We start from the raw sequence: 26230 nt of genomic DNA, 5'->3' as shown, positions 1-26230 counted from the left end.
GCATCCCAGCGACGCGCCACTCGACTCATAGCCAGTATTCCCAGAGTCGCGCCATCTGCTCTTTGGCTTTCACCGCGAACGAGCGGCGCTGCCACTTTTCCAGCTTGATTTCGTTCGATTTGGCCAGATCAGCCATGAATGCCGCCTGCATCTTTTTTCCGAACCCGGTGCCCAGCACAACCACGTTGACTTCATCGTTATGCAGGAAGCTGCGCCAGTCGAGGTTGGTGGAGCCGACACTCGACCACACGCCATCGATGACTGCAGTCTTGACGTGGAGTAGCGCATCACGGCGTTCGTAAAGTTTGACGTTGGCCTTCAGCAACTCGCTGTAGTAGGCGCGTCCAGCATGGAACACCAGCCACGAATCGGTGCTGCTGGGCAGCACCAGCTTGACGTCGACTCCACGTGCCGCCGCCTCCTTGAGTGCCGCCAGCAATTGCGGGTCGGGCACAAAGTAGGCGTTCGTCAGCCATATCTCGGTCTGCGCGCTATGCAGCGCCGAAATCAACGTGGCGTAGATCAGGCTGAACGGCTCATCTGGCGAGCTGCCGATGGCGCGCACCACCTCGGTGCCTTTGCGCTCAGGTGGCGGAAAGTACTGGCGAGCCGCGAGTGGTTCACCTTTCTGGGTAGTCCAAGTACCGATGAACAGCTTCTGCAGATCCGTAACTACGGGCCCCTCGATGCGCAAGTCGGTATCGCGCCAGGGCAAATCACCCGTTGGGCGAGTCTTGGAGTGAGAGCTGAACGAGCCCCCCGAATAGACGCTGCTGATGTTGATCCCGCCGAGAAAGGCAATACGACCGTCCACTATCAGCAGCTTTCGGTGGTCGCGCTGGTTCACGTCCCAGCCCGCTTTGGCCGTCGCCGGATTGACCGGGTTGTACTCCAGCACCTTGACGCCGGCTTCGGTCAATCGAGCGAAAAACGCTGAGGGTGTTCCAAGGGTTCCGACGCTGTCATGGATCAGATTGACCTGTACACCTTTGTGTTGCTGAGCGATCAGTGCGGCGGCGAAGCGCTGACCGACTTCATCATCGTCAAAGATGTAGGTCTCCATGTTGATGTGGTCGCGCGCGGCTTCCACGGCTTTGATCATCGACTGGTAGGTGCTGGGGCCGTCCTGCAGCAAATCGACCTTGTTTCCTTCCGTTAGCGGGCTACCGGCAACGGATTCTTCGATAGCGAGGTGCACATCGAAGATGTTGGTTTCTGCGCCGGTGGACTTGAGTCGGTCGAGAATGGCTTTGCTGCGCTCGGCTGACAGAGGTCCGTGTATCCCGTCGAGTTGCACTGGCGCAGAGGGAGCATGAGCCATGTCTGGCACTATCCTCGGCAATGTACTGCAGGAAATCACCAATGTCAGTAACACCGCCACGCACAGCACCAGAGGAATACATGCACCCTTACATCTGGTTAGAAGATTCATTAGGCCTCCTCTTGGCGAGGACGGTGATAACACTCTGTCCGGGCGTCTTGCGGACTATGCAAGGCGCCTTGATGGACGGGTTTCAGCGCTTGATAAGGGAGACTTTCGTGCCCTCGATGCTGACCCCAGCCATTAACCCTTGCTGGTCAAATATGAACGCGTAGGCATCATCCTTTAGTGTCGAACTCGACAGATTCTTCGCGACCCCTTCGTCAACCACGACAACGGTGGGTCCCACGCCGAGTTCCCAGCCTTTGGTCTCACGTACATAATTCACGGCTTTATCAGTCATCAGGAACACCGCATAACCGTACGATTGGGCGCCTGCCTGCAGCCCCCATGATCCCGTTACGGAGTTGTAATAACCCTCCACTTTCGAGCCCTTCATCAGCACGCCTTCGCCATAGCTGCCACCAAACACAAGGCCGGCCTTGATGATTTTCGGGAAGACAAGCACCGCTTTGGCATTGTGCGAAATGGTTTCGGCAAATGGAGTGGCCTTGTAAAGAGTTTGCAACGCTTGCCGGGAGTCGGCATTCAGATCCTCGGCGGTTGCCGCACCTGCATTGTTCAGGAGGCTCGCTGACGCCAATGATGCTGTCGCCAGGAAGATTGATAGGAAGAACCGCATTGACTGAGTCATTTTCGTACTCCGATAAGGGAGCATTGGACGAGAGCAGCAGTCGGCGCCTGCCCCGGGCAGAATCCGAGCCTACTGAAATTTATCCGGCGCACCCTAAAGTGTGTGAACTACTGGCTTCGCCCTTGAATGAAGCACGCCAGAGGCCTTAGATCATTCGCGATGCCGTCACCTGCTTGGACCTCTGTAGATGGCCCGGGTTCGTCGGTCACCACCACAACACTGTTGTTCGAATGCAGGTCTATGCCACAGAATTTCATCACGGCCTCTTCACAGCAAAAGACTAAGTTCGCACCTTGATTTTTGCGCCACCTCCGTGAGGTGGGGAGGCCGGCCAAATGATTCTCAGATTTATTTTGTGAGGATATCATTGGTCGTGCACGAGCTGCTGTGCGGCAGCAAGCGCACTGCACACCGCGGGAAGTGCTTCAGTCGCGAGAGCTGCGTGTGGATGGCGCGCGTGCGTTTGCGGGCACCCGGAGCGCGGCGGTAACTCGGTAATCGCGCTGGCCTGAGCCCGAGTCACGTTAACTGTTTGGAGTTAACCCGATGTTGAACGTACTTTTCATCTGCAGCCAAAACCGCCTGCGCAGCCCCACGGCCGAACACCATTTTGCTGACTGGCCGGGCGTGGAAACTGCGTCGGCGGGAATTAGCAACGATGCGTATGTTCCAGTCAGCCTGGAACTGCTGCAGTGGGCTGAACTGGTATTTGTCATGGAGCCGATTCATCGCAACAAACTGGTGGCTCGATTTGGTTCGGAGCTGGTGGACAAACGCGTTGTTTGTTTGGACATACCTGATGTTTATCAGTACATGGAGCCTGCACTGATCAAGGTATTGGATACGAGGGTTAGGCGGTATTTGCCTTCCTGAGGTGAGGTTCAACGATCAAAGTTATGCACGGCGGTTCGAAGGTGGGCTTTAATGCCCGTGCGTATAGGCGGCCACATTAACTTCGACTCCGTACGAAGGTGGATGCGCCTAATGGCTAAAGTTGCTATGCACTTATCTAATCAAGGAAGAAACGACATTGAAAATAGCTTTCGGCGCCCTGTTTTTGACCTGTCTTACTACTATCGCACTCGCTGACGAGAACCCTGTCGGCTTCCACTCTTCCACACTGGCGGACGCGCACAATGACCGCTCACTGGAGATGGTCGTCTGGTACCCCAGTGCAACTACCGCCGCCACGCAAATGATTGGCGATGATGTGGTGTTCGTCGGGGCTTCTGCCGTTCGTGACGCGCCGCCCGCTGCTGGCAAGCATCCATTGCTGGTGCTCTCCCACGGGTACAGAGGTAACTGGAGCAACCAGATCTGGCTTGCCAGTGCTCTGGCTCATAGGGGTTTTATCGTCGCTGCAATCAATCACCCTGGCACCACCACTCATGACCGTAGCCCTCAAGCAGCGGCGCAGTTATGGCAGCGGCCCGGTGATGTGCGCCGAGCCATTGATAGCGTCACGACTCAACCTGAAAAATTCGGCTTGGTCGCCAATGACCGAATTGCAGTAGTGGGCCATTCACTCGGCGGCTGGACTGCCCTGGAGATCGCCGGTGCTCGTTTCGATCCAGACCGCTTCGCGCAAGACTGCAAAGCCCACCCGCAGTTAGCAAGTTGCACCGTCTATGGAAAGATAAGCCCCGCAAGCACCGCAGAATCAAAGGCCGCGTTGGCCGCCGATTTGCGCGATAAACGCGTCACTGCCGTGGTGACATTGGACCTGGGCCTTTCACGGGGCCTGACCGATGAAAGCCTGGCCGCGCTGCCGGTACCCACGCTGGTGATCGCTGCCGGCGTACCGTCGCACGACCTTCCCGCCGAGTTGGAGTCTGCCAACCTGGCCAAACGCCTGCCTCCGGCGTCAAGCCGTTACGTCGAAATCAGCGACGCGAGCCATTTCAGCTTCATGTCGATGTGCAAACCTGGCGCAGAGGCAATGCTCGAAGAAGACGTACCTGGCGATGGCATCATTTGCCGGGATGGCGACAGCGGCCGCCCGCGTGAGGTGATTCAACAGCAGATTACATCGCTGATAGCAGAGTTTCTTCAGTCATCTATCGACAAGGAAGACAGTTATTCAGTCCTGAAATAGGTTTACACCTGTATCACCAAACACCCGATGTATTCATCGGGTGTTTTGTACCTCTTTTCATTAATCATCAAATTCTGAACTGCTTCCCTGAGCGTCAGCTCCTCCGTCACCGTCCGAACGGCCCCCAAAAAAAAGAAGCCACATGAGTCTGGGTTTGACCCTTTGTCGCCTCCCGACTGATCACACCTTTAAGGGTGTTTACTTCTAGTCAGACCCTGTCTGTACAGAGAAGAGCGCGATGAGCAATGAACAGATGGCCCCTGAAACGAAAGGGGTGGCGGTGAAGTTACTGGCAACGGTCGATCTCGACTCTGAGATCGAGGGTATGGCAGGGCGCCAACTTAGAATGCGTTTGGTGACCATCGATCCTGGGGGCGTCTTCGGGCCGATTCATAACCATAAAGACAGACCAGGCACCGTCTACATACTGCAAGGAACGATCACTGACCACCGAGACGGAGTCGCCACGGACTATGGGCCGGGAGTGGGCTGGCCCGAGGACAGGAACACCACGCACTGGCTTGAGAACAGAGGCACAATTGCGGCGGTGGAGATCTCGGTTGATATTGTCAGGCAAGGGTGAGCTTGCTGACTGCATCGAGACAATGAACACGAAAAAGCCCGGCTGATCAGGCCGGGCTTTTTGGGTATTGCGGTGACGCGATTTGTTTATACAGCGCGGCTTTCGATCAGGCGGTCGGAACCACCTTCAGCAACGCGGTTTTCGATCAGGCGATCGGAACCACCTTCGGCAACGCGGTTTTCGATCAGGCGATCGGAACCACCTTCGGCAACGCGTTTTTCGATCAGACGATCCGAGCCACCTTCAGCAACGCGTTTTTCGATCAGACGATCCGAGCCACCTTCAGCAACACGGTTTTCGATCAGGCGGTCGGAACCACCTTCGGCAACGCGGTTTTCGATCAAACGATCCGAACCACCTTCAGCTACACGACTTTCGATCAAACGATCCGAACCACCTTCAGCCACACGACTTTCAATCAGACGATCCGAGCCGCCTTCAGCGACAACCGGGTGAGTCGAGGTAGCGGCGAAAGCGTTAACTGCAAAAACCGAGAAAGCGATGCTGAGAATGGTTTGGCGTTTCATGATCGTGTGCTCCGGGGTGTTGTTGGTTGGTATGGAGCAGATGTTACGCCGCGGATTTTTTAAGAGAACTTCATTGACGTGATGGTGACCATCGACGGCATTGATAGGGTGAGCGGCCTACCTCTGGTGAGCGTGATGATGGGGTGCAGCCCTGGCAACCGGGTTGTGACAGACCATTGATTACATTGCGTATCAACTGTAATGCGCGACAACGCCATTCTCATTACCGCCAGTGACAAATACAGTAAGCCGCACGCGACTCGCCTCGATTTGCCCACGTAATTAAGGTGCCTTTAATGGTCAAGAACATGATGAAAACTGCTTGTCTGGCTGCACTTATTGTCACCAGCGCAACAATGTCGTTCGTCCAGGCACAACCATTGCCACTCGATAAAGTCGGTGATTTACGTAATGAAGACGTCGAGTGGCGCAGCTTTCCAGCTTTCCCGAAAGAAGTGAAACTGGCTGTGTTGGCCGGCGACCCGAGCAAGCCAGCACCCTACGTTGTAAGAGTCAAAGTGCCGAATGGCACAAAATTAATGCCCCATACACATCCTGAGGATCGTATCTATACCGTCATGTCCGGTGTTTTCTATATTGGCTTCGGTAAGGTTTTCGATCCGGCCAAGCTGGTTGCTTACGGTCCAGGCAGCGTAGTGATACTTCCGGCCAATACGCCACACTTTCACTGGGCCAAATCAGGCGAGTACATTTCACAAGTTTACGGAACGGGTCCGCTAGGCCTTGAGTACATTGATAGCCATGATGATCCTCGTAATGCGTCGAAGTAACTTCACTTAAAATAGCGTCTATCCATATCGTTCAGGTTAGGTCTTTGACACCTTGGTGAAGCATTCTTGCACGCAACCGCTTTTGGCCGATTCTGTTGAAAAAGTCGGCCATGGTTTCCACGGCAGAAAAGTACGCGCTTGAGATTGAATTCTTTACTTTGAGCAGAGGATTCCGTGCTCAGATTTCGCGTAGCTGCGCGCAAAAAAAGGCATTTTCAGCAGTCAGTGCGCGGGCAGTCTGGAAGGACCGACTTTTTCAACACAATCGGCCAAAAGCGGCCACTTGCCGTACCCCACAACAAATAGCGAAGTTCCTGACAACCAACAGTTCCGGGGCCGTCGTGCAATCTCCATGATGAAACCCCGGCTGGCGCACTTCGCGATGCGTCTGCATGGCGCAGTCTGTTTTTGAATCAAGGCTGCTTGCGGAAGAACAAGGTGATCTGGCCTACCTCCACCCCGAACTTGGTCATGAACGAGCGATTGATCATAGTGTTCTTGTCCATAAGGTACATCCAGTCGTCTAACTGAACCTGATACTCCTTGCCATCCACCGGTAGGCTCAGCACATATCTCCAGCGCAGTGTATTGCCTGCCACTTCACCAAGCGCCTCGCCGACCACGTCGCCAGTAGTTCCGCGCCATTGACTGGAGCCAACCGGGGTTAACGTCCACACTCGTTTTTGCTTAGTACCGTCGCTGTACGTAAATGATTCGTCGAGTATCAGCCTGCTACCTTCGGAGTGGCCATTGATCTCCACGTGGAAGCGCTTGGTGACCACGCCAGAACGCTTTTGAAACATACCCCAGGCTTCAACCCGACCCTCGAAGAATTCTCGCAACTCAAGCGTGGGCGTCTCCTGGCTGTAGGTTTGCACATCCACCCGGCTGCAACTTGCAAGGCCAATGCAAAGCAGCAGTACCCCTATCTTCAACATGTGCATTTCCTCAACGGTCTCAGGGTTTAGCTGCACCCAGCAATTGGGCGCGCAGCTCCGGGTTGCGTGTTCGGGGGTCAAGCCATATAGCAAAAAAGGCTTTGGCGAACGCAACATCTCTCACCACATGCTGAAGGTTCTCACCGACGTAAAAACGTGCGCCCTCTCCAGGCATATAAACTCCGGTGATGCGGTCACCGGCACGCACATCGACAAACGCCTGAAACATCTCCGACTCCCAGCGGGCCATCAGCTCTGAATTCAGCGTGTTGGGCGACAGGCGACGGATTTCCTTGATGCTGGCCTCAACCAGATCATCGCGACTAATAGCGCGACTGTAGGTCAGCTCCAGCGCAAAAGGCACATCCGCATCCAGCGTTTCACCGGCAATGAGGCGTGAGCTCCAGAACTGCGCGCTATAAACGGAAAACCCGAATACGCGCATCTCCCCGTAACCCAGCCGACGAGCATTGGGAATAGATTCGCGCCAATCAGCAAATAGTTCTGCGCTCTGGAGCATCAGAACAAAACAGATAGCGTGGCGGATTAAGCGGCCCGTCTGCCTAGTCATGCAAAGCCCTCGATATGACTCAAAAGGCGCCTTTAAAAGTTATACCAAATTCTTATTTTGTACAGCTAATGTCTCAAACTCGACTGCACCCACAAAAACAGACAGCACAGCCCCGGTCAAATGACTTGATTGCCATGCATTCGAACGCCATCTGCACCGAAAAAAAGAGGCGAGCGCGAGGCACACTTTGACGAAAATATTCCACCAATGAGGGGTGCCAGGGGTTGGCTTCGGCACGCGTTAATGAGCCGGCAGCGTCGCCTGGTGATCTGGAGGTCAGAAAAAGGTGCTGAAGTGGCCATTGTCCGTTGGCTTTTTAGGCCTATCTTGCACAAGGCATATACAAATTTATCGGACATGTACAACAAAAAGCAGTGGCCACTCACGCTTCACTTTGACGGTGAATGCCCGCTCTGCACTCGGAAAATAAAGTTCCTGCGGCGGCGCGCCATAGACGCCCGGCTGCGATTTGTTGACATCAGCAATGATCAGTATCAGACGCCACGAGTTTGCATCGCATAGCAGCGGTAGCTTTTGCGATTTGCTGGTTCAAACCCAATAATCTGTCGTTCAGCACATTTTCACTCCCGCTATGATGGAGAAGTCTCCTCCAACAAACGTTCCCGGGAGAAATCATCTCCGAGAGCCGCCATAAAACCGATGAAGGCCGTCCCCAGTCGGCTGCATCGCATTGGTCTGCTGATCAATGTACTGGCACCACTGTTCGGAGCTTCGTTCAGGGACATTTGCCCCACCGCGAACCCCTAACTTGAACTCGATCACCGATTTCCATTCGTCAGAGCCTATATCCGGCCCATGCCCTTGCGCATCGGCTGCGTGCAGTTTCTTATCGATCGATTGATACCATGGGTAAGTGCACATGGATTGCGCCTGAGCAATACCTGCGGCGCCAACCAATAACAAAACCATATATTTTCTCATGTCCTGTCCCTGTCGATTTATGCAGTCGCCAAGCACAGACCGAAGCCTGATTGATCCGCAAGCGATCGGTGAAGTACACCCGATTTATCTTAGACCCCAAGGGCAGTTCTCGACCGGTATCTCCCTGCCGCGAAGGGCAGCTGAGGGTCGTTGCGACCGTTTGCAATAGGCAGAAATCGGCCATAAGCGGTCGGTCGTGACCGTCTGCTGTGGGCCGATTTCTGCCGGCTTAGCTAACCATCACCTCGTCCAGTGCCCGCTCGAGGGTGCTGACCGTGCGCTCGATATTGTGCAGCTTTTCGAGTCCGAACAGACCGATGCGGAAGGTCTGGAAATCGGCCGGCTCGTCGCATTGCAACGGCACTCCGGCGGCGATCTGTAGGCCGTGGTTGGCAAATTTCTTACCGCTCTTGATGTCGGCGTCATCGGTGTAGCTCACCACTACGCCAGGGGCCTGAAAGCCGGCTGCGGCCACGCTTTTGATGCCTTTGCCGGTCAACATTGCGCGCACCCGATCGCCCAGAGCCTGCTGTTCGTCGCGGACCTTGTCGAAACCGTAGGCTTGCGTCTCTTTCATCACTTCGTTAAATCGCGCGAGGGAATCGCTGGGCATGGTCGCATGGTAGGCATGTCCGCCCTGTTCGTAGGCCTGCATGATCTGAAGCCACTTTTTCAGATCGCAGGCGAAGCTGCTGCTCTGCGTCTGTTCGATGCGCTCGAGAGCCAAAGAACTGAGCATGACCAGGGCGCAGCAAGGGGAGGCGCTCCAGCCTTTCTGCGGTGCGCTGATCAGCAGGTCGACTGCGCATTTCTGCATATCAACCCAAAGCGTGCCTGAGGCGATGCAGTCCAGCACGAACAGGCCACCCACCGCATGCACGGCGTCGCCGACGGCCCGCAGGTACTCGTCGGGCAGGATAATCCCTGATGAGGTTTCAACGTGGGGGGCGAAAACAATCTGCGGCTTCTGCGCCTGAATGGCTGCCAGCACTTCGTCCAGAGGGGGTGGGGCGTAGGCAGCCTGGCGACCCGTGTCGACCGGTCGGGCTTTCAGCACCGTGGTGGCCGCCGGGATGTTGCCCATCTCAAGGATCTGGCTCCAGCGATAACTGAACCAGCCGTTGCGTATCACCAGGCATTGCTGGTCGGTGGCAAACTGTCGCGCCACCGCTTCCATGCCGAATGTGCCGCTGCCCGGGACCACCGCAACAGCCTGGGCGTTGTAGACCTGTTTCAGGGTCCTGGAAATGTTCTTCATCACGCCTTGAAACGACTGCGACATGTGGTTGAGCGAGCGGTCGGTGTAGACCACCGAGTACTCGACCAGCCCTTCGGGATCGATACTGGGATATAGCTTTGACATGGGGTGACTCCTTGGCAGAGATCTCAGTGGTATCGACCCTGCCTTAAGCCTTGGCAAATGACAAGAATGCTCGGGATTGAAATGCGACTTCTGTCGAGCGGCTGGCATATCAGGTCGATTACTGAGCGCATCAAGAATCCGTATTTATTTACCCCCTTGCTGTATCCAGAAAAGCTCCGCGATCAGAGCAAATGCTGCTCGATCCACTGTGCAACGTTGGTGGTTTCGATTTGCCGTTCGGCGTTGTAACTCTGCGCCTTGTCCCAGGCGACACCTTTGCCCTCGGCGAACACCGCCCGGTACTTGCGCGTCGGATTATCGGGTGCGGCGGCCAGATCGGCCATGAGCGCGGGCACTGTCCATTCGACACGCTCGACCGTGCGGCTCAGCACGCGGTCGACGGTGTCGGCCAATTGCCCGTAGGTGAGGGTGTCACCGGTGATGTAGACAACCCGATTCACCAGCACCGGATCGAACAGAATAACGGCGGTCAGCCGGCCGATGTCCTCCGGCGTGGTGACCGTCACGGCGGTGTTCCAACTGCCCAAGGCGCGTACGGTGTTCTGCGCCAGATCGACCACGCCGAACGCGGGCTCGAACAGGAAACTGGTGAACATGCCGGTCGAAATGATCAGCCATTGCAACCGCGATTGAGCACGCAGCAACTCACGCACGTCCAGTTGCTCGTCAAACAGATCTTGCGAGCTGCCCCGACCAATCACGTCGTAGTCCACGCCGAACTGCCACGGCACATACCGCTTCACATCCGACTGCAACGCGGCGCGGGCAAGTTTGACTTGCGTCCCGCGACCGGCGACGAAACCGAGGCAACTGACCAGCGTATCGAAACCGCTAAACCGCGCGGCAAGCTGCTCTATGGAATCGTTCACCACATCGCCCGGCAGCACCTCGATACCCAGCGTGTCCAGTTCTTCGAGCGTTTGGCGTTTATGCGCGGACATGGTATCGATGGCCGACGGTCGCAGCATCACCGTGACGCGAGCCTCCGGCCGAGCGGCCAGCTCGCGCAGTACGGCCATGCCAAGCTCGCCGGCACCTAATACCAGAATGTTTTCGGTTTTTGCAGGATTGAGCGGGTGCATCGACAACTCCCAATGAATGATCGGCAATGATTGTTTTCCTATCCTGTCACCCTTGGCGAACGTTCAGAAGAAGGCACACGCGTGATACCGCATGACGAAATGAGTGAAGAAGAGGTGATCCGCCAGTCCCAAGCCGCGTGCGATGCGCTCAGCGCCGAGGACGACGGACTCAAGCGCGAAGTGCTGACCCATGCGGGCAATCGCTGGTCGCTGGGTATCGTCCATACCCTGGGCTGCACGGGAAAATTGCGCCACGCCGAAATCGGCCGGCGCTTGCAGGGCGTCACGCAACGCATGCTCACCCGCAGTCTGAGGCAACTGGAACGTGACGGATTGATTGTGCGTTTCGATCACGGCGAGGTGCCGCCGAGGGTTGATTATGAGCTGACACCGCTGGGGCGTAGTTTTTTGGCGCGTATGGTGCCGCTGTGGACTTGGCTATTGGAAAATGCGGATGGTTTTCGTGCTGCGCGGGTGCGGTTTGATGCTGAGAACAGATCTGGTGAGGCATAAAAAAAGAAAAGGGGACACCCATTAACCTTGACTTGAGAACGGCTAATGGGTGTGGACGGAAAGGTGCAAGTTTACTTGCGATAGTTTTTGGATATCTCTCTCCAAATATAGTTATATCTAAACTCAAGCCAGCGAATTAATAATTTGTCTTTCTGTCGTCGAAAATAGCTGTTTTTTCTGGCTTGCAACGTATTTTTTATATTTGTGTTTAAGTTCTCAAAGTTGAAGGCAGACCATATCATGGGAATTACTGTCTCAAGGTTTGTATGACAGACAGGTGCAACTTCATGATAAAGAATTCTTTTGACTTCTTCCGGGTCGTAATCTTCGGTTTGGCGTGCGATGGCTTCGTAGTCAACTTCAGTATCGACAAACGCGTCGGACAAAGCCCAGTACACATAGGAACGTTCCTCGTCAGTCATTGAACGTCCCATGTCAAAAACTCCTCCAGTTCTTCGTCAAGACTGTCAGCGACGTAGTCGCCAAGAATGCCGCCCGCAATACCACCTGCGACTACAACTGCGACTACAACTGCGATGGCGCAAATTGGCGCAGCAGGGCCGCACAGGATTGAAACGCTCAGGCCTGCCAACGCCCCACCGGCTGCGCCACCACCCAGAATGATTCCTTGGCGTCCGGCTTCCTTGGTTTTATTGTCGGCCTCGTAAATTTCCGAGGCGGCAAAGGCTGCGGTAACGATCCACGCGACCTTTCCCGTCACATTCATTCTCTTGGTGCCACGAGTAACATTGGCGTTATCCACGCCAGATTTTTTCAAAATCAGGTAATGAACTTTGGGTTTTTCCACATCGGTTAAAAGATCAAAATTTTTCTTGTAGAGCGAGTGGGCGTACTTATCCAGGGTGGTTTGTAGGGTCGGCCCGTTGAGCTTGATATATTGCGCAACGGCAACACCTTGAGCAGATGTAAACTTCCGATGCTCATTCATAATGTTATTACGCATTTCTTGGCAGTACGCCACGCCGTCCTTAGCGCTAACGTTACCCGCCAACACCTCGGCTTCAACCAGGCGAGACATTTCTTTAATCTTGCTTTGGTACTTCAAGCGAGTATTGGCGTCCTTGATCGCGTCAGTGGCGAAACGTGCCGCCGCACCTTCCATGCCCGCAATCGCCATTTCCAAAGGTGAGCTATGTAAATCATGCTCTCTTTTCAAGATGTAGCTGCCCGTAATGAGCATGGGTTCCGTCACGAGATGATCCTTATCTCTGGATTGTACTGAGGATGGATTCGAGGATCGAAGCGCTGTCGGAGGCGTCTTCGATGCCGTAATCGATTGCGGTACAGGTCTTGCCTGTGGGGTTTGAAAATTTGACGGTGTTCTTTGCATCAAACATGCCTTGCATCACCGATCCGTCTTCGAAGTGTGCAACGCAGGAAAGCCCTTCATAGCTCTCGGCGGTCGGAATCTTAAAACCGATCCAGTTGCCATGAATGGTCATGGGAACAGGAGCCGTGAACGGTGTCGGCGTATGGGAGTCACCGATGATGATCGTACCCGACCCACCGACCACGACGTCTCCGTGAGTAGCGACCGTGCCGACCATTGCGGCATTTTTGCCGTTGATGAACACAGTGGCTGACACCGCCGAGGCTAAAGCGCTGCCGCATGTGCAAGTGTCATCTTTCCGGGCGGCGGCAAGACTATCGAAGAACACGTCGGGGGATCCGGAGGCGATAGCTTTGGGGCCGTGCCCAGACATGGGACAGCTGGTGGGGTCGGTGATGCGTGCGGCTGGCTTTGCCATGCTTGACTTCCTGTCAACGAATTAACTAGACCCGACTGTATCAGACTTGCTCTGATAGATGGCCCACGCACACAAGCACACTTGGCTGGTTTGTTCCGCTATTTCGCTTGCTTGGAATCTGGCTGCATCTGCACTTTGAAAACCAGTAATGTCAATCAAACCGGTGTCAGGAGCTCTCTGTCGAATGTTCCTGTCTCTGAAATACAAAACGCCCGATGCGATGCATCGGGCGTTGGGGTGAAACAGGTGTAAACCGATTTCAGGACTAGACATTGATCAAAAAAAGGACGCCTTCAGCGCCCGTTTTCATTCACTCCTTCGTCTGCGCCCGCAATCGTCGACCGATCACATCCATCAAGTCACAGCCATCGCGCAACGGAATAGCCAGCAGATGAGAAAAGTCCTTAAGCACTACTGTGTCGCAACCAAGCTCGGCGCGAAAGGCGATGTTTTCGAGCACCTGAGTGACTGTGCGAATACGGTAATCAGCGGCGGCTTGGAGAACGTCGAGTGGAGCTTGGGTATCGATGAGCAGGGAGGCCGGGATCAGGTCGATTCCGGTGAGGGGCATGTATCTTTCCATAGGTGAAACTCCGATCAAGGCAAAGGTTGACTGTCCTTCAATCGTCGCCAAACGAATGGGTGACAGCTGTACGCAGGTTGGCGAACCGGGATCGGGATACCGGCAGACCCGAAGGTCTCCCGCGCACAGCTGCCATAAAGACAACTTTGCGGGCATGCAAAAGCGACTGCATTAAAGCACAGCGCTTTTGCATCCGACCGATCAGGTCGCCAAACCTGAATCGCCATTTTGGGCGACGGATCGGACTATAAGCTTCATCAGAACGGCGGGGAAGGTGAGGGATTCCGAGGTTTGTGTAGGAATTTTTATGCCGTCCTAGGACCGTTACACCAGCCCCGATTAATTAGCCCTGTGAATGATTCACCTCCTCTGAGCTAGCAGCGGCAAAATTAGTGCGTCTTCTTCCAAGGCACCTCTGATAAAGTCTTCCATCGTTTTAATCGCTGACAGGGAGTCATGCATGGCTAAGACGGCCGCACGCGTTACCGATCCGACTACTTGCCCTATGCCCGGACATGGCGCCAAAGCCATTGCCTCCGGGTCCTCTGATGTGTTTTTTGATGGCCTCGCAGCCGCCCGCAAAGGTGACACCTGCACATGCGGCAGCGCGCTGGTTTCGGGCGTTGCGATGACTGTGTTCATCAATGGTAGAAATGCCGCGCTGATCGATACTGCGGGAAGCCACGGAGACATCGTGATTGGCGGCTCTGGTACCGTAATCATTGGCGATTCGCATACCCCCGTACCTTTCATCCCTCCCGTGCCTCTCGCCATTCAGAAAGTTTACGGACAATCCTTTAGCGTCACCGACAGCGTGACGGGCAATCCTTTGCCCTTTCGTGACTATGTCGCAACAGTCAATGGTGTGGAGACCACTGGCGTAACCGACGTTGATGGCATTGCCCACATCAAGACGCCGACCCCGGACGCCAAAATTTCGCTTCACATCAAATTCAACGCCCCCGCGCGAACGCTTCACGAGTTATCGGAGAAACAATAATGGCTGCCAACTTTGCAACGCAGGCGACCGCGCAAGAAATAAAACCTGGCGAGTTTATGTGCCCGATCCCGATTTCCGTGAATGACCGAGCTGCCACACGTGAGGCAATTATCAAAAAGGTTCAGTCGTTGAGTGCGACGTTTGTCGAGCGCTCGTCTTGGGGAGCTGTGAAAGGCAAACCGGAGATGGTCATGGATTGGGACTACTCCATGATTGCGCTGCACCACGCCGGTCGCAGTCATAGCTGCACACCAGGCGCGGAGCAGATGCAGGAGATTCAAAAAGGCCATCTGAGCCAGAAGTATGACGATATCGGCTATCACTACGGGATCGATTGCACCGGGCAGATACTCGAAGGACGTGACATCAGGTTTCAGGGCTCAAGTGTTCTGAAATACAACACTGGCCTTATTGGCGTTGTCCTGCTGGAAAACCTGACGACGCCGGAAGAGGGGGGCGACTGGGTCGCGAAGGGGCGTGTAGCCCTCGACAGCATCGGCTACAGCACAACCAACGTGATACCAGCTGCGCAAATTGACGCGTTGATGCACTTGATTGACGCATTGAAAAGTGTGTTCGTCATCAAGCACTTTGGTGGTCACAGGGAGTACCCAGGACAGGCTTCCGAAGGAAAAATCTGTCCCGGTAACATCGGAATGGAATTGGTCAAAAATATCAGGGCGAAAACCCAGCTGTTACCTCCACCGGCGCCACAGCCATGAAAAAGCTGTTAATCGCAGCGATGCTTTTGGTGCTGGCCGTGCTCTACGTCGGGTACTACGAAGCGCTTGAAGATGGTGACATCGAGACCATTCTGTTTATCAAAAAACACCCGACTGTTCAGATGAAGTTCTACAACATCCACGCCAATGATGGAGAGATCCGGAGAGTAGAGCGCCTTACGGAGGAGGAGCGGAAGTGGATTATCGATTACTGCAGATACAGATTAGGAATCGACACGGCGTTAGAGACTCAGGACGACGTTGAAATTTGTAGAAAAAAATAATCAGCGGTTGGGAAACGATGGTGGTCAGATCCAGCGACAAAAACGGGCGCTTGTAGCGCCCGTTTTCATTCACTCCTTAACCTGCGCCAGCAATCGCCGACCGATCACATCCATCAAGTCACAACCATCGCGCAACGGAATAGCCAGCAGCTGAGAAAAGTCCTTCAACACCACTGTGTCGCAACCAAGCTCGGCGCGGTAGGCGATGTTTTCCAATACCTGCGTAACCGTGCGGATGCGGTGATCAGCCGCAGCTTGCAGAACGTCGAGTGGAGCTTGGGTGTCGATGAGCAGGGAGGCCGGGATCAGGTCGATTCCGGTGAGGGGCATGTATCTTTCCATAGGTGAGATCTCGTTCAGTTAGAGGAAACCGCCAACAGATCGTCGCCAAAAGAATAGGGTGGCAGTTGCGCGCAGGTTGGCGAACCGGGAACGAGTAACCGGCAGACCCGAAGGTCTCCCGCGCGCAACCGCCATAGTACAGCGGTTTTGCAGTTGCGACGACGCCTGCAAATGAGCAGGCGGCCCTCGCATTCGTATCTCGGGTCGCCAAACCCGTATCGCCATTTTGGGCGACGGGGCCGACTATAAGCCTCATCAGAACAGCGGGGAAGGTGACGCATTCCGAGGTTTGTGTAGGAGTTTTTATGGCGTCCTAGGACCAATAATCAACGTTGCTGAATTGATCGAATTAACGCCAAAACATTCATCCAACTTGTTCATCCCAGCTAACGCTATCCTCTAGAATCCAAACCCCGCAGTCGAGACGGACCTCCACCCCAATGCAAACCCCCACCACCCAACACCCCCTCTGGAAAACCTACCTCCTTTTCCTCGCCCCCATGGTCCTCTCCAATTTCCTCCAATCCATGTCGGGCACCGTCAACAGCATCTACATCGGCCAAATGCTCGGCACCCAAGCCCTGGCGGCCGTTTCCGGCATGTTCCCCATCGTCTTCTTCTTCATCGCCCTGGTCATCGGCCTCGGCGCGGGTGCTGGCGTGCTCATCGGCCAAGCCTGGGGCGCCCGCGAACCACACTTGGTGAAAACCATCGCCGCCACCACCTTGCTGCTGGGCGCAATCATCGGCCTGACAGCGGCGGTATTGGGCAGTGTATTCGCGAGGCCCGCGTTGCAGGGTTTGGGAACCCCGGCCGACGTACTCGACGACGCCGTGTCCTACGCCCACGTGATGATGTGGATCATGCCGTCGCTGTTGGTCTACGTCCTGTTCACCCAGTTGCTGCGCGGGGTGAGCGATACGGTATCGCCGCTGATTGCGTTGGTTGTGTCGACCTGCATCGGGTTGGCGCTGACGCCGGCATTGATTCGCGGGTGGTTCGGGTTGCCGATGTTGGGGATTCAGAGTGCGGCGTATGCGGGGTTGGTGGGGAATTTGTCGGCGATGGGGTGGCTGGCGTGGCGGTTGATCAGTAAGGGGCATCCGTTGGCGCCGGATCGGGAGATGTTTGCAGCGATGCGGCTGGATCGGGTGATTCTCGGCAAGGTGTTGCGCATCGGTTTGCCGACCGGGTTGCAGATGGTGGTGTTGTCGGTGTCGGAGTTGGTGATTCTGGCGCTGGTGAATCAGCACGGTTCGCAGGCGACGGCGGCGTATGGGGCGGTGACGCAGATCGTCAATTACGTGCAGTTTCCGGCGTTGTCGATTGCGATCACGGCGTCGATTCTTGGGGCGCAGGCGATTGGGGCGGGGCGGGTTGAGCGGATCGGGCCGATTCTGCGAACGGGGCTTTTGATTAACGTGTGCCTGACCGGTGGGTTGGTGGTGTTGGGTTACGCGTTGTCGCACTGGTTGCTTGGGTTGTTTCTGACGGATGATTTGACTCGGGCGAAGGCGGAGCATCTGTTGCACATCATGCTGTGGAGTCTGCTGCTGTTTGGCTTCCAGGCGATCATCGGTGGGATCATGCGCGCTAGCGGCACGGTGTTGGTACCGATGGCGATTTCGATTGTGTGTGTGGTGGGCGTGCAGTTGCCGGTGGCGTATGTGCTGGACGGGCAGTTCGGGTTGCAGGGTGTGTGGATGGCGTTTCCGGTGGCGTATCTGGGGATGCTGGTGTTGCAGACGGCGTATTACAAGATGGTTTGGCAGCATCAGAAGATTGAGCGGTTGGTGTAAGCGGATGGGGCTGCTGCGCAGCCCAGCGCGAGCAAGCTCGCTCGCCACAATGGGATGTAGGTTTTGCAGGTGCTGTATTACAAACTTTTTGGTGTAGATTGGATCCCGGTGTTTCAATCATGAAACATAATAAGTATGACTTTATTAGTTCTGGATACGATTGGATCTCTATTGCACTTTTCGTTAGTGACATAACAACTAATGGATCCAATAGAAGGATCTCAAGCCTTATCTAATTTACCAGGCCAGTTAGTGCGCGGCTTTCAGGGAAGTTAGAGATTTTCCATCTAGATGAATTGCATCATCTGAACTAACCGTTTGTCGGTAGTCTGCTCAAAAAATGAACATTTGAGCTTCGATGCCCTCAGATACTCCAGCACGTCACCATGACCTGCTCCTGCAAGCGCAGAAAAGAAGTGGAAACTGAACCTCATATGCATTGATTGCAAATGAGGATTTTTTTACCCGAAATTCAGGAGCCAACACCTAGCCGGTTGCTTGTTTGCCAGGCAAATCAATCGGTTCAGCCGTGCCAGGTCTATGATTTGGCTTGTCTTGAATCAGTCGGACCGCACAGGGTTTTTAACTTGATTAATGCCCCGTCAAACTAATGGTCTGAACTGTAGAAACAGTTGGAGATACTACCGTGACAATAAATACAATCATGAGTGTGATCGAAAATAAAGAATGTATGGAGTTTGTGCGGTTGGGTGTTGTTTATGCGCACTTGGTCGCCTGTTGTGTTGCCATTGGTCTGGTGTTGACCAGTGATATTGCCATGGTTAAGAATTTGTTGAAGGGTAAAGTATTGTCGGAGCACGATAATGCTCATCTGGAAAGTCTTCAAACGTCTGTCGTCGTTGCATTGATTGCATTGTGGTTCACCGGTATCGCAATTGTGGGTATTGATTACCTGGAAAAAGGAATGGAATACTTTAAGAATCCAAAGCTTCAGGCCAAAGTGATCATTGTCATGTTGTTGACTTACAACGGCATTTTGTTGCACCGCCTGGTATTGCCGGCAATGCAAAAGGCAGGCTCGCTGCTCAAGCTCGGGTTTAGCGCACGGATGCTGGCGCTGTTTTGCGGTTCGCTGTCGGCAGTGTCCTGGATGTATGCCGCCCTGCTGGGCGTCGGACGCCCGTTGGCCTGGAAGTATTCACTCTCTGAACTGTTGATGGCGTATCCGCTGTTGATTGCACTGGGTTTCCTGACAATGCTGGCATTGACTCAACGAGTGAAACAACAGCACTACGCTGTGGTGCCGCAGCGGACCGTTGCGAGTGCTTGCTAGGCTTTAGCCTTGGCTGAACTTCCCGGATATCGCCGGTTTTAAAAAGAGGGCCACCTGTAACAGGGTGGCTCTTTTTATTTGCGTCAAAAGTTGCGGCAGTCTTCAGTTTGTTTTCGCGATCGGGCGGACTTGCTGTCGGCCACCTTCGGACTGACAATCTTGAGTGGCTGTGATGCAAACCGACAGGCGTGATCGCCTGGGGAGGTTTTCAACATGAATCCTTCATCGCCCACCATTCTGCAAGACCGCGCCGCTGCCGGTCGGCGGCTGGTGGCGCCGTTGCTCAAGTACGCGCATCGCCCCGATGTCATCGTTCTCGCGTTGCCCCGTGGCGGTGTGCCGGTGGCTTATGAAGTGGCGTCGGCGCTGGACGTACGCCTCGACCTGATGCTGGTGCGCAAACTTGGCGTTCCGACCCATCAGGAACTGGCGATGGGGGCGATTGCCAGCGGCGGTATTCAAATCCTCAATGAACACGCGCTGCGGGCGCACCCGATTGATAAGGCGGCGTTCGATGCGGTGGTCGCTCGGGAAACCAGGGAGTTGTCGCGTCGCGAGCAGGCTTACCGGGGAACGCGCGCGCCGGTGCAGCTCAAGGATCAGGTGGTGATTCTGATCGACGATGGGCTGGCGACAGGCGCGTCAATGATGGCGGCGATTCACGCGGTGCGGGTGCATACGCCGGCGCGCCTTGTCGTTGCGGTGCCAGTGGCGCCGGTTGAGACGGCGGAGGCGCTGCGCAGTGAGGTGGATGAGTTGGTGTGCCCGATTACCGCCGAATGGTTCATGTCGATCGGGCATTGGTACATGGATTTTTCCCAGACTGCGGATGCCGAAGTCATCAGGCTGTTGCAGCGGGCCTGGCTGAAAGAGGCCAACCTCGCCGGGCAGGGCTCCGGTCAGGAGTGACAACGTGCAAACAGCCGTTCATTCATTGGAGAAAAACCGCGATCCAACGCTGGCAAGGTTCATGGAATGGACCAGAATCGAAGGGGTCAACCAGTAAGCCCACCCTCGGACAATTATCATGTCTAGCAGCTGCCGCATTTCCATCAAGGCACGCGAGCATCAGGACCCGCATGGACGCGGTTGATTCGGCGCTGATGGCGGCACGCGCGCAGTTTGCGATCACCATCAGTTTTCATATTGTGCTGGCCGCGCTCACGATCGGTCTGGCCAACTTTCTGATGGTGCTTGAAGCGCTTTGGCTGTGGCGTGGCCGAAAAATCTATCTGGATGTTTACCTTTACTGGCTGAAAATATTTGCCCTCAACGTGGCGGTGGGCACGGCGTCGGGTCTGATTCTGGAGTACCAGTTCGGGCTCAATTGGTCGCGGCTCTCGACTCAGGCAGGCGATATCCTCGGCCCGTTGATGTTCTACGAAGTGCTGGCGGCGTTTTTTCTGGAGGCGGGCTTCCTCGGCATCATGCTGTTCGGCCTGAAAAAGGTCGGCCCTCGTCTGCATTTTTTCGCCACCTGCGCGGTGGCCCTCGGCTCGTTGATCAGCGCGTTCTGGATCCTGTCGGCCAATTCCTGGATGCAGACACCCGCCGGTTACGCCATAGGCGCGGATGGCCGCTTCATGGCCGAGAATTGGTGGGCGATCATTTTCAATCCGTCGTTTCCTTATCGGCTGGCGCACATGACGTTGGCCGCGTTGCTCGGCACGGCGACGCTGGTGGCCGGTGCCAGCGCCTGGCAACTGTTGAGGGCGCCGCACAACCCGCGAGCGCGTCTGCAATTTTCCATGGCGCTGTGGACAATTGTCGTGCTGACGCCCCTGCAAATCGTGGTGGGTGACCTTCATGGTCAGCACAGCCTCAAGGTGCAACCACAGAAGGTCGCGGCCATCGAAGGTTCGTGGACGCGTCCGCCGGAGGGCGCGGGCGAACCGCTACGTTTGTTTGCCATTCCGGACATGGCGGAGCGGCGCAATCATTGGGAAGTGGCGATTCCGCGTATCGGTTCGCTGTATTTGACGCATGACCTGAGTGGCACCATCGCCGCGCTGGATGAGTTCCCGCCTGCGGACATTCCGCCGGTGCCGGTGGTGTTTTTCGCTTTTCGCTTCATGGTCGGCCTGGGTCTGTTGATGGTGGGGCAGGGGCTGACCAGTCTGGTGTTGCGCTGGCGAGGTCGGTTGTACGCCGCGCGTTGGATGCTGCGGGTGTGTGTGCTAATGGCCCCGGCGGGATTTCTCGCAATGCTCAGTGGCTGGGTCGTGACCGAGGTGGGCCGGCAACCCTTTACCGTCTATGGATTGCTGCGCACGGCGGACAGTGTGTCGTCGGTGTCTCGACAGCAGGTGGTCGGCTCGACCTGGTTGATTCTGATGTTTTACCTGCTGATATTCGGCATCGGGCTGTGGGTGCTGCTTCGAATACTGCGAGAGCCACCGCACGAGGACGAGCCTGGGCCGCAGCCGACCCTGGCGGACGAGACAGGTGAATCCTGATGGACAATGACTGGATAACACTGCTATCCGGGGCGGCTCTGGCGTTCTCGGTCATGAATTATGTGCTGCTGGATGGCACTGATCTCGGCGTCGGGGTGCTGATGGGCATTACGCGAGGCAGCCGGCATCGCCGTACCATGGCGGTGACGATCCTGCCGATCTGGGACGCCAACGAAACGTGGCTCGTGCTGGGAGGCGGCGGCCTGCTGGCGTTGTTTCCGTTGGCGTACGCCATCCTGCTGCCCGCGCTTTATTTGCCTTTTATCCTGATGTTTTTGGCGTTGATTCTGCGAGCGGTCGCGTTGGAGTTTCGGGACTACGCGCCCAATGCCGGAATCAAGCGCGCGGTCGATGGCTTGCTGATGTGCGGTTCGGTGCTGGCCGGTGCAACTCAGGGGGTGGTCCTGGGCACGCTGGTTCAAGGCATACCTGAACACGCCGGGCAGTACAGCGGTGACGGCTCGGAGTGGCGGGGTGTGTTTCCACTGTTTTGTGGCGCCGTGCTTGTGGTGGGCTACACGTGGCTGGGCGCCTGTTGGCTTTATTGGCGCACTGAAGACGAACTCCAGCGGCGATCGGCTATTCAGGCGAAGGCGTTGGCCTTGGTGACTGTGATGTTGTTGATCGTGTTGGTTGCCTGGACTGCGACACTGGACACTCGCTATGCGCAACGGCTTTCAGATTGGCGGGTGTGGATGCCGGCCGCGACGTTGCTCATCGCGCTGCTGATCGGCTTTGTGCTGGGGTTTCGAAGTCGTCGTCATGCGCTGCCACTGTTCGCGGCGTTGGGCGTTTTCGTGTTGGCGTTTGCCTTGATGATCGTGGCGCTCTATCCGCTGATCGTTCCACCGCATCTGACCTTGCACGCGGCCGCTTCCAGCCCGACCAGTCAGGTGTTCATGTTGATCGGTTTCGCCGTGTTGATACCGGTGACGCTGATCTACAACACCTACGGCTTCAGCGTCTTCAGCGGCAAGGTGCGTGCGGTGCGTGATTGACCATCGGGTTTGGGCCGTCAGGCCTTGACCCAGCGTTGCCGACTCCAGCTGCTCAAGGTATCGACGGCGAAGACCAGGATCAGCATCGCCAGAATCACCGTGCTGGCTTGCGCTTCCTGAAACAGGCTGAGGCTGACATAGAGCATTTGCCCCAGGCCACCGGCGCCGACGAAGCCGAGCACACTGGCCATGCGGATGTTGTTTTCCCAGCGGTACAAAATGTACGCCAGCAGCTGTGGCAACAGGTTGGGCAGGGTGCCATAACAGAATGCCCACACGGCGTTGCCACCCTGCAAACGGATGGCGTCGGCCGGTTCGGGCGGGGTGTTTTCCAGCGCTTCGGCGAACAGCCGGCCGAGCACGCCGGTGGTGTGCAGCGCCAAGGCCAGTGTGCCGGCGTTGGGGCCGAGACCGGCGGCGAGCACCATCAGCGCGGCCCACACCAGTTCCGGCACCGCGCGCAACGCGTTGAGCACCAGCCGCGATGCGCTCTGCAACGGCCAACCGAAACGCCCGGCCGCGGGCAATGCCAACAGCAAACCGAACACCGCCGCGAGCAGGGTGCCGAGGGCGGACATGGCGATGGTTTCCAGGGCGCCATGGGCGATGGCTTGCAGATGATTCGGGCTCAGGTCCGGGCTGAGAAAGCGCTGCGCATAAGCGCCCATCTGGTTCAGGTTGCCGGTGCTGCCGAGTTCGCCGAGGTCGATGCCGAGGTAGATGAACGAGGCGATGACGGCGGCGCCGATGCCGAGCAGCAGCGCGAGGTTGAACAGGCGATTCATGCCAGCCTCCAGCGCAGCAGGCGGCTGAGTTGATCGGCGAGCAGCACCAGCACCAGGAACGTCAGTAACAGACTGGCCACTTCACCGCCGGCGAACATGCGTAACGACAGGTCCATCTGCTGACCCAGCCCGCCGGCGCCGACAAAGCCCATCACCACCGAGGCGCGGATCGCGCATTCCCAGCGATACACCGTGTACGACAGCAATTCCGCCGCGACATTGGGCAGGATCCCGTAGCAAAAGGCCGCGAGCCGACCACTGCCGGACTGCAGCAGCGCATGGGCCGGGCGTTGATCAACCGATTCGAAAATTTCTGCGTAGACCTTGCCCAGCATGCCGCTGTAGGTAATGGCAATCGCCAGCACCCCGGCGGTCGGGCCAAGGCCGACGGCGCGCACGAACAACAAGGCCCAGACGATTTCCGGCACGCTGCGCAGGAAAATCAGCAGCCCGCGCACCGGCCAGCGCAGCAGTTGGCCCCAGTAGTTCGGGCGACCCGCACGAGACGCCGCAGACAACGACAGTGCTCGACTGGCCAACAGGCTGGCGGGAATCGCCAACAGCAACGCCAGGGCCATGCCCGCCGTGGCGATGGCCAGGGTTTGCAGGGTGGCTTGCCACAACAGCTCGATGAACGCTGCGTCATGGGCCGGTGGCCAGAAGGCGGACACGAACCGGCCCATTTCACTCTGGCTGTCACTCGCGATCAGCACACTGAGGTCCAGCTCGCTGTAGCGGATGCCCGGCCACAGCAGGGCGATGGCCAGCAGGCTGAGCAGCAGGCGCGGCAGGGCAGCGGGATCGCGGGTGCCGGACGTCAGCATCGGGGAATCTGCACACTCAAGTGAGCGGGGGGCACCGGCGAACGTTCCAACTGTTCATTGGCGTAAAGTGTGTCGAGCCGCTCGCGGTCGACGGCATTGGCCGGCAGGTCGAACAGAATCTGCCCGTCACGCAGGCCGATGATCCGCGAAAAATGCGCCAGGGCCAGCTCCACCGCGTGCAGGCTGGCGACCAGCGTGACGTTGTGCTCCCGGGCATGGCGGCAGAGCACCGACAGCGTGTGCTCGGCCAGCACCGGGTCCATGGCCGACACCGGCTCATCGGCCAGCAACACCTCGGGCGCTTGATACAACACCCGGGCAATGCCCACGCGCTGCAACTGTCCCCCGGACAACTGCTGGCATTGGGTAAACAGTTTGTCGCTCAGGTCCAGCCTGGACAAGGCTGCGCGCGCCCCCGGAATATCCAGCGGATACAGCAAATTCAGCAGACTCTTGCCCAAACCCCATTGACCCAGCTTGCCGGCCAGAACCGCCGTGACCACACGCTGGCGCGGTGGCAAGGGCGGCGATTGATGGATCAAACCGATGCGCGCGCGAAGGCGCTGACGCTGACCGGCCGACAGTTGCCAGGCGTGTTCGCCGAGCACCTGCAGCTCACCGTCGCCCGGTCGCAGGGCGGTGGCCAGCAGGTTGAGCAGGCTCGACTTGCCCGCGCCGGACGGACCGATAATGGCGACCTGTTCGCGGGCCTCGATGTGCAGGTCCACGCCACGCAGCGCCTGAACGCCGTTGGCGTGGGTCAGGCTGACCTGGGTCAGATGCAACGTCATTTGAGCAGTTCGGCGGCGCGTGCGGCTTCCTCGATGCCCTTGTAGTTTTCAGGATTGGTTTCGATGAATCGGCTGGCGGCCTGCAAATCCAGAATCTCCTTGTCCTTCGGATTCGCCGGATCAAGTGCGAGGAACGCGGCTTTTATCTTGGCCGCCAGCGCCGGGTCGAGGGTCCCGCGTACCGTCCAGTTGTAGTCGAAGTAGGCGGGGGTGGTCGCAAACACTTTGACCTTGTTGGTGTCGACCTTGCCGGCCGCGACCAGTTTTTCCCACACGCTGGCGTTCAGCACCCCGGCGTCCACCTTGCCGGCCTGGACCCACGCGACCGTGGCGTCATGGGCGCCGGAGTAGCCAACGCGGCTGAAGTAGGTTTCCGGTTTGATACCGTCCTTCAGCATGAAATAGCGCGGCATGAGACTGCCCGATGTCGAGGACACCGAGCCGAAGGCAAAGGTCTTGCCCTTGAGGTCGGCGAGGGATTTGACGGCGGGGTCGGCGGTGATGAACTTGCTGGTGAACTGGGCATCCTGTTCGCGTTGTACCAGTGGAATCGCGTTGCCGGTTTTCAGGCGTGCCTGCACGAACGTGAAGCCGCCCAGCCAGGCCAGGTCGATCCGGTCGGTGGCCAGCGCCTCGACCACGGCCGGGTAATCGCTGACGGGCACGAACTCGACCTTCATGCCCAATTGCTGTTCCAGATAGGCGCCCAGCGGCTTGAATTTACGCAGCAGTTCGGTGGGCGCTTCATCGGGAATCGCGCTGACCTTCAGGGTGTCGGCGGCCTGCGACAGCAGGGTGCAAAAAGACAGGGCCAGGCCGGCAGTCAATGCAAGGGTACGCTTGAACATGGAAATTCTCCGGTGCATTAACGAAACACGATCGCGGCGCCGCCCACGACCAGGCGCTTTGTGAGGTTAGACGAAACGCGGCGAGGCTGGTTGCTTTTGGCCCCGGTACAAGCATGCCGCGGAATCGGCGGTGGCAGATGAGGTAACTACCGTTCGTCGACGAGGTGCACGATAACCTATTGACACCGATGCGTCTCTGAGTGAATATTAATACATCGTACACGACACAATCGA

General features: G+C 56.7%; 31 protein-coding genes and 1 pseudogene. 15 read left to right on the top strand and 17 right to left on the bottom strand.

Annotated elements, in window-relative coordinates:
- Positions 1-25: 25 nt before the first annotated feature.
- Both cls and ACA066_RS17480 read right to left on the bottom strand, forming a co-directional pair.
- Positions 26-1321: a cardiolipin synthase gene (gene cls / locus ACA066_RS17485; protein WP_497695938.1), complete on the bottom strand. Its 1296-nt coding sequence runs from the start codon at positions 1319-1321 to the stop codon at positions 26-28.
- 193 nt (positions 1322-1514) lie between these two features.
- Complete coding sequence (locus ACA066_RS17480) at positions 1515-2075, bottom strand: lipid-binding SYLF domain-containing protein (RefSeq protein WP_497695937.1); 561 nt, start codon at positions 2073-2075, stop codon at positions 1515-1517.
- Between the two features lie 408 nt (positions 2076-2483).
- Between ACA066_RS17480 and ACA066_RS17475 the strand changes: the two are divergent.
- The 4 genes and pseudogenes from ACA066_RS17475 to ACA066_RS17460 form a co-directional block, all read left to right on the top strand.
- Positions 2484-2573: pseudogene (locus ACA066_RS17475) on the top strand (winged helix-turn-helix transcriptional regulator); the annotation flags it as partial.
- 48 nt (positions 2574-2621) lie between these two features.
- Positions 2622-2948 carry a low molecular weight protein tyrosine phosphatase family protein gene (locus ACA066_RS17470; protein ID WP_497695936.1) on the top strand — a complete coding sequence of 109 codons (327 nt, stop codon included), beginning with the start codon at positions 2622-2624 and terminating at the stop codon, positions 2946-2948.
- A gap of 157 nt (positions 2949-3105) precedes the next feature.
- Positions 3106-4170: an alpha/beta hydrolase family protein gene (locus tag ACA066_RS17465; protein WP_497695935.1), complete on the top strand. Its 1065-nt coding sequence runs from the start codon at positions 3106-3108 to the stop codon at positions 4168-4170.
- A gap of 238 nt (positions 4171-4408) precedes the next feature.
- Positions 4409-4753, top strand: coding sequence for a cupin domain-containing protein (locus ACA066_RS17460; protein WP_497695934.1), 345 nt, complete (start codon positions 4409-4411; stop codon positions 4751-4753).
- 86 nt (positions 4754-4839) lie between these two features.
- On the opposite strand, the gene ACA066_RS17455 is transcribed toward ACA066_RS17460, so the two are convergent.
- A complete protein-coding gene (locus ACA066_RS17455) occupies positions 4840-5280 on the bottom strand; it encodes a phage infection protein (RefSeq protein ID WP_497695933.1) in 441 nt (146 codons plus the stop codon).
- A gap of 296 nt (positions 5281-5576) precedes the next feature.
- Between ACA066_RS17455 and ACA066_RS17450 the strand changes: the two genes are divergently transcribed.
- Positions 5577-6071: a cupin domain-containing protein gene (locus tag ACA066_RS17450; RefSeq protein ID WP_497695932.1), complete on the top strand. Its 495-nt coding sequence runs from the start codon at positions 5577-5579 to the stop codon at positions 6069-6071.
- Between the two features lie 413 nt (positions 6072-6484).
- On the opposite strand, the gene ACA066_RS17445 is transcribed toward ACA066_RS17450, so the two are convergent.
- The gene (locus ACA066_RS17445; RefSeq protein ID WP_497695931.1) at positions 6485-7009 is read right to left on the bottom strand and encodes a DUF3833 domain-containing protein; all 525 of its coding nucleotides are present in this window, start codon (positions 7007-7009) and stop codon (positions 6485-6487) included.
- A gap of 19 nt (positions 7010-7028) precedes the next feature.
- Positions 7029-7580 (bottom strand): chalcone isomerase family protein, encoded by a 552-nt coding sequence (locus tag ACA066_RS17440; protein ID WP_497695930.1) that lies wholly within the window; start codon positions 7578-7580, stop codon positions 7029-7031.
- A gap of 207 nt (positions 7581-7787) precedes the next feature.
- Between ACA066_RS17440 and ACA066_RS17435 the strand changes: the two genes are divergently transcribed.
- Positions 7788-8102: a DCC1-like thiol-disulfide oxidoreductase family protein gene (locus tag ACA066_RS17435; RefSeq protein ID WP_497699904.1), complete on the top strand. Its 315-nt coding sequence runs from the start codon at positions 7788-7790 to the stop codon at positions 8100-8102.
- Between the two features lie 111 nt (positions 8103-8213).
- Here ACA066_RS17435 and ACA066_RS17430 read toward each other — a convergent pair whose 3' ends face one another.
- The 3 genes from ACA066_RS17430 to ACA066_RS17420 all read right to left on the bottom strand — a co-directional run bounded on the left by ACA066_RS17430 (position 8214) and on the right by ACA066_RS17420 (position 10988).
- Positions 8214-8522 (bottom strand): hypothetical protein, encoded by a 309-nt coding sequence (locus tag ACA066_RS17430; protein ID WP_497695929.1) that lies wholly within the window; start codon positions 8520-8522, stop codon positions 8214-8216.
- A gap of 229 nt (positions 8523-8751) precedes the next feature.
- The gene (locus tag ACA066_RS17425; RefSeq protein ID WP_497695928.1) at positions 8752-9885 is read right to left on the bottom strand and encodes an aminotransferase class V-fold PLP-dependent enzyme; all 1134 of its coding nucleotides are present in this window, start codon (positions 9883-9885) and stop codon (positions 8752-8754) included.
- A gap of 182 nt (positions 9886-10067) precedes the next feature.
- Positions 10068-10988 carry an aromatic alcohol reductase gene (locus tag ACA066_RS17420; RefSeq protein WP_497699903.1) on the bottom strand — a complete coding sequence of 307 codons (921 nt, stop codon included), beginning with the start codon at positions 10986-10988 and terminating at the stop codon, positions 10068-10070.
- 99 nt (positions 10989-11087) lie between these two features.
- Between ACA066_RS17420 and ACA066_RS17415 the strand changes: the two genes are divergently transcribed.
- Positions 11088-11501 (top strand): winged helix-turn-helix transcriptional regulator, encoded by a 414-nt coding sequence (locus tag ACA066_RS17415; RefSeq protein WP_497699902.1) that lies wholly within the window; start codon positions 11088-11090, stop codon positions 11499-11501.
- A gap of 71 nt (positions 11502-11572) precedes the next feature.
- Here the strand turns inward: ACA066_RS17415 and ACA066_RS17410 are convergent, their stop codons facing one another.
- The 4 genes from ACA066_RS17410 to ACA066_RS17395 all read right to left on the bottom strand — a co-directional run bounded on the left by ACA066_RS17410 (position 11573) and on the right by ACA066_RS17395 (position 13853).
- The gene (locus ACA066_RS17410) at positions 11573-11923 is read right to left on the bottom strand and encodes a DUF7079 family protein (protein ID WP_497699901.1); all 351 of its coding nucleotides are present in this window, start codon (positions 11921-11923) and stop codon (positions 11573-11575) included.
- Positions 11920-12714 carry a hypothetical protein gene (locus ACA066_RS17405; RefSeq protein ID WP_497695927.1) on the bottom strand — a complete coding sequence of 265 codons (795 nt, stop codon included), beginning with the start codon at positions 12712-12714 and terminating at the stop codon, positions 11920-11922. The genes ACA066_RS17410 and ACA066_RS17405 overlap by 4 nt, the downstream gene beginning before the upstream one ends.
- Positions 12715-12724: 10 nt before the next feature.
- On the bottom strand, positions 12725-13270 hold the full coding sequence (locus ACA066_RS17400; protein WP_497695926.1) for a PAAR domain-containing protein: 546 nt from the start codon (positions 13268-13270) through the stop codon (positions 12725-12727).
- A 310-nt stretch (positions 13271-13580) separates the two neighbouring features.
- On the bottom strand, positions 13581-13853 hold the full coding sequence (locus ACA066_RS17395; protein WP_497695925.1) for a hypothetical protein: 273 nt from the start codon (positions 13851-13853) through the stop codon (positions 13581-13583).
- A 460-nt stretch (positions 13854-14313) separates the two neighbouring features.
- Here ACA066_RS17395 and ACA066_RS17390 point away from each other — a divergent pair, with 460 nt between their 5' ends.
- From ACA066_RS17390 to ACA066_RS17380, 3 genes are read left to right on the top strand one after another with little or no spacing between them, the layout of a single operon-like run.
- Positions 14314-14853, top strand: a complete 540-nt coding sequence (locus tag ACA066_RS17390) for a PAAR domain-containing protein (RefSeq protein WP_497695924.1) — start codon at positions 14314-14316, stop codon at positions 14851-14853.
- On the top strand, positions 14853-15575 hold the full coding sequence (locus ACA066_RS17385) for a peptidoglycan recognition protein family protein (protein ID WP_497695923.1): 723 nt from the start codon (positions 14853-14855) through the stop codon (positions 15573-15575). Before ACA066_RS17390 ends, ACA066_RS17385 begins: the two co-directional genes overlap by 1 nt.
- On the top strand, positions 15572-15859 hold the full coding sequence (locus ACA066_RS17380) for a hypothetical protein (RefSeq protein ID WP_497695922.1): 288 nt from the start codon (positions 15572-15574) through the stop codon (positions 15857-15859). Before ACA066_RS17385 ends, ACA066_RS17380 begins: the two co-directional genes overlap by 4 nt.
- A 69-nt stretch (positions 15860-15928) precedes the next feature.
- Here the strand turns inward: ACA066_RS17380 and ACA066_RS17375 are convergent, their stop codons facing one another.
- Positions 15929-16201, bottom strand: coding sequence for a hypothetical protein (locus ACA066_RS17375; RefSeq protein ID WP_497695921.1), 273 nt, complete (start codon positions 16199-16201; stop codon positions 15929-15931).
- A 440-nt stretch (positions 16202-16641) separates the two neighbouring features.
- Between ACA066_RS17375 and ACA066_RS17370 the strand changes: the two genes are divergently transcribed.
- From ACA066_RS17370 to cydB, 5 genes are all read left to right on the top strand, one after another.
- Entirely contained in the window at positions 16642-18000 is a 1359-nt protein-coding gene (locus ACA066_RS17370) for an MATE family efflux transporter (protein WP_497695920.1), read from the top strand.
- Between the two features lie 646 nt (positions 18001-18646).
- Entirely contained in the window at positions 18647-19294 is a 648-nt protein-coding gene (locus tag ACA066_RS17365) for a hypothetical protein (RefSeq protein ID WP_497695919.1), read from the top strand.
- Positions 19295-19507: 213 nt separating this feature from the next.
- Positions 19508-20203, top strand: a complete 696-nt coding sequence (locus ACA066_RS17360) for a phosphoribosyltransferase (RefSeq protein ID WP_497695918.1) — start codon at positions 19508-19510, stop codon at positions 20201-20203.
- A gap of 170 nt (positions 20204-20373) precedes the next feature.
- Entirely contained in the window at positions 20374-21750 is a 1377-nt protein-coding gene (locus ACA066_RS17355; RefSeq protein WP_497695917.1) for a cytochrome ubiquinol oxidase subunit I, read from the top strand.
- Positions 21750-22748, top strand: a complete 999-nt coding sequence (gene cydB, locus ACA066_RS17350) for a cytochrome d ubiquinol oxidase subunit II (RefSeq protein ID WP_497695916.1) — start codon at positions 21750-21752, stop codon at positions 22746-22748. The genes ACA066_RS17355 and cydB overlap by 1 nt, the downstream gene beginning before the upstream one ends.
- Positions 22749-22765: 17 nt before the next feature.
- On the opposite strand, the gene phnE is transcribed toward cydB, so the two are convergent.
- Genes phnE through ACA066_RS17330 form a run of 4 tightly spaced genes read right to left on the bottom strand, consistent with a single transcriptional unit; the run spans position 22766 to position 25996 of the window.
- Positions 22766-23533 (bottom strand): phosphonate ABC transporter, permease protein PhnE, encoded by a 768-nt coding sequence (gene phnE, locus ACA066_RS17345; RefSeq protein ID WP_497695915.1) that lies wholly within the window; start codon positions 23531-23533, stop codon positions 22766-22768.
- Entirely contained in the window at positions 23530-24357 is an 828-nt protein-coding gene (locus ACA066_RS17340) for a PhnE/PtxC family ABC transporter permease (protein WP_497695914.1), read from the bottom strand. The genes phnE and ACA066_RS17340 overlap by 4 nt, the downstream gene beginning before the upstream one ends.
- Entirely contained in the window at positions 24351-25148 is a 798-nt protein-coding gene (locus ACA066_RS17335; protein WP_497695913.1) for a phosphonate ABC transporter ATP-binding protein, read from the bottom strand. Before ACA066_RS17335 ends, ACA066_RS17340 begins: the two co-directional genes overlap by 7 nt.
- On the bottom strand, positions 25145-25996 hold the full coding sequence (locus ACA066_RS17330; RefSeq protein WP_497695912.1) for a putative selenate ABC transporter substrate-binding protein: 852 nt from the start codon (positions 25994-25996) through the stop codon (positions 25145-25147). The genes ACA066_RS17335 and ACA066_RS17330 overlap by 4 nt, the downstream gene beginning before the upstream one ends.
- Positions 25997-26230: the final 234 nt, after the last annotated feature.

This window comes from Pseudomonas sp. LBUM1651, assembly GCF_059716135.1.
Note: the sequence above shows the minus strand (reverse complement) of the source record. Positions and strands in the feature narration are given on the sequence as shown.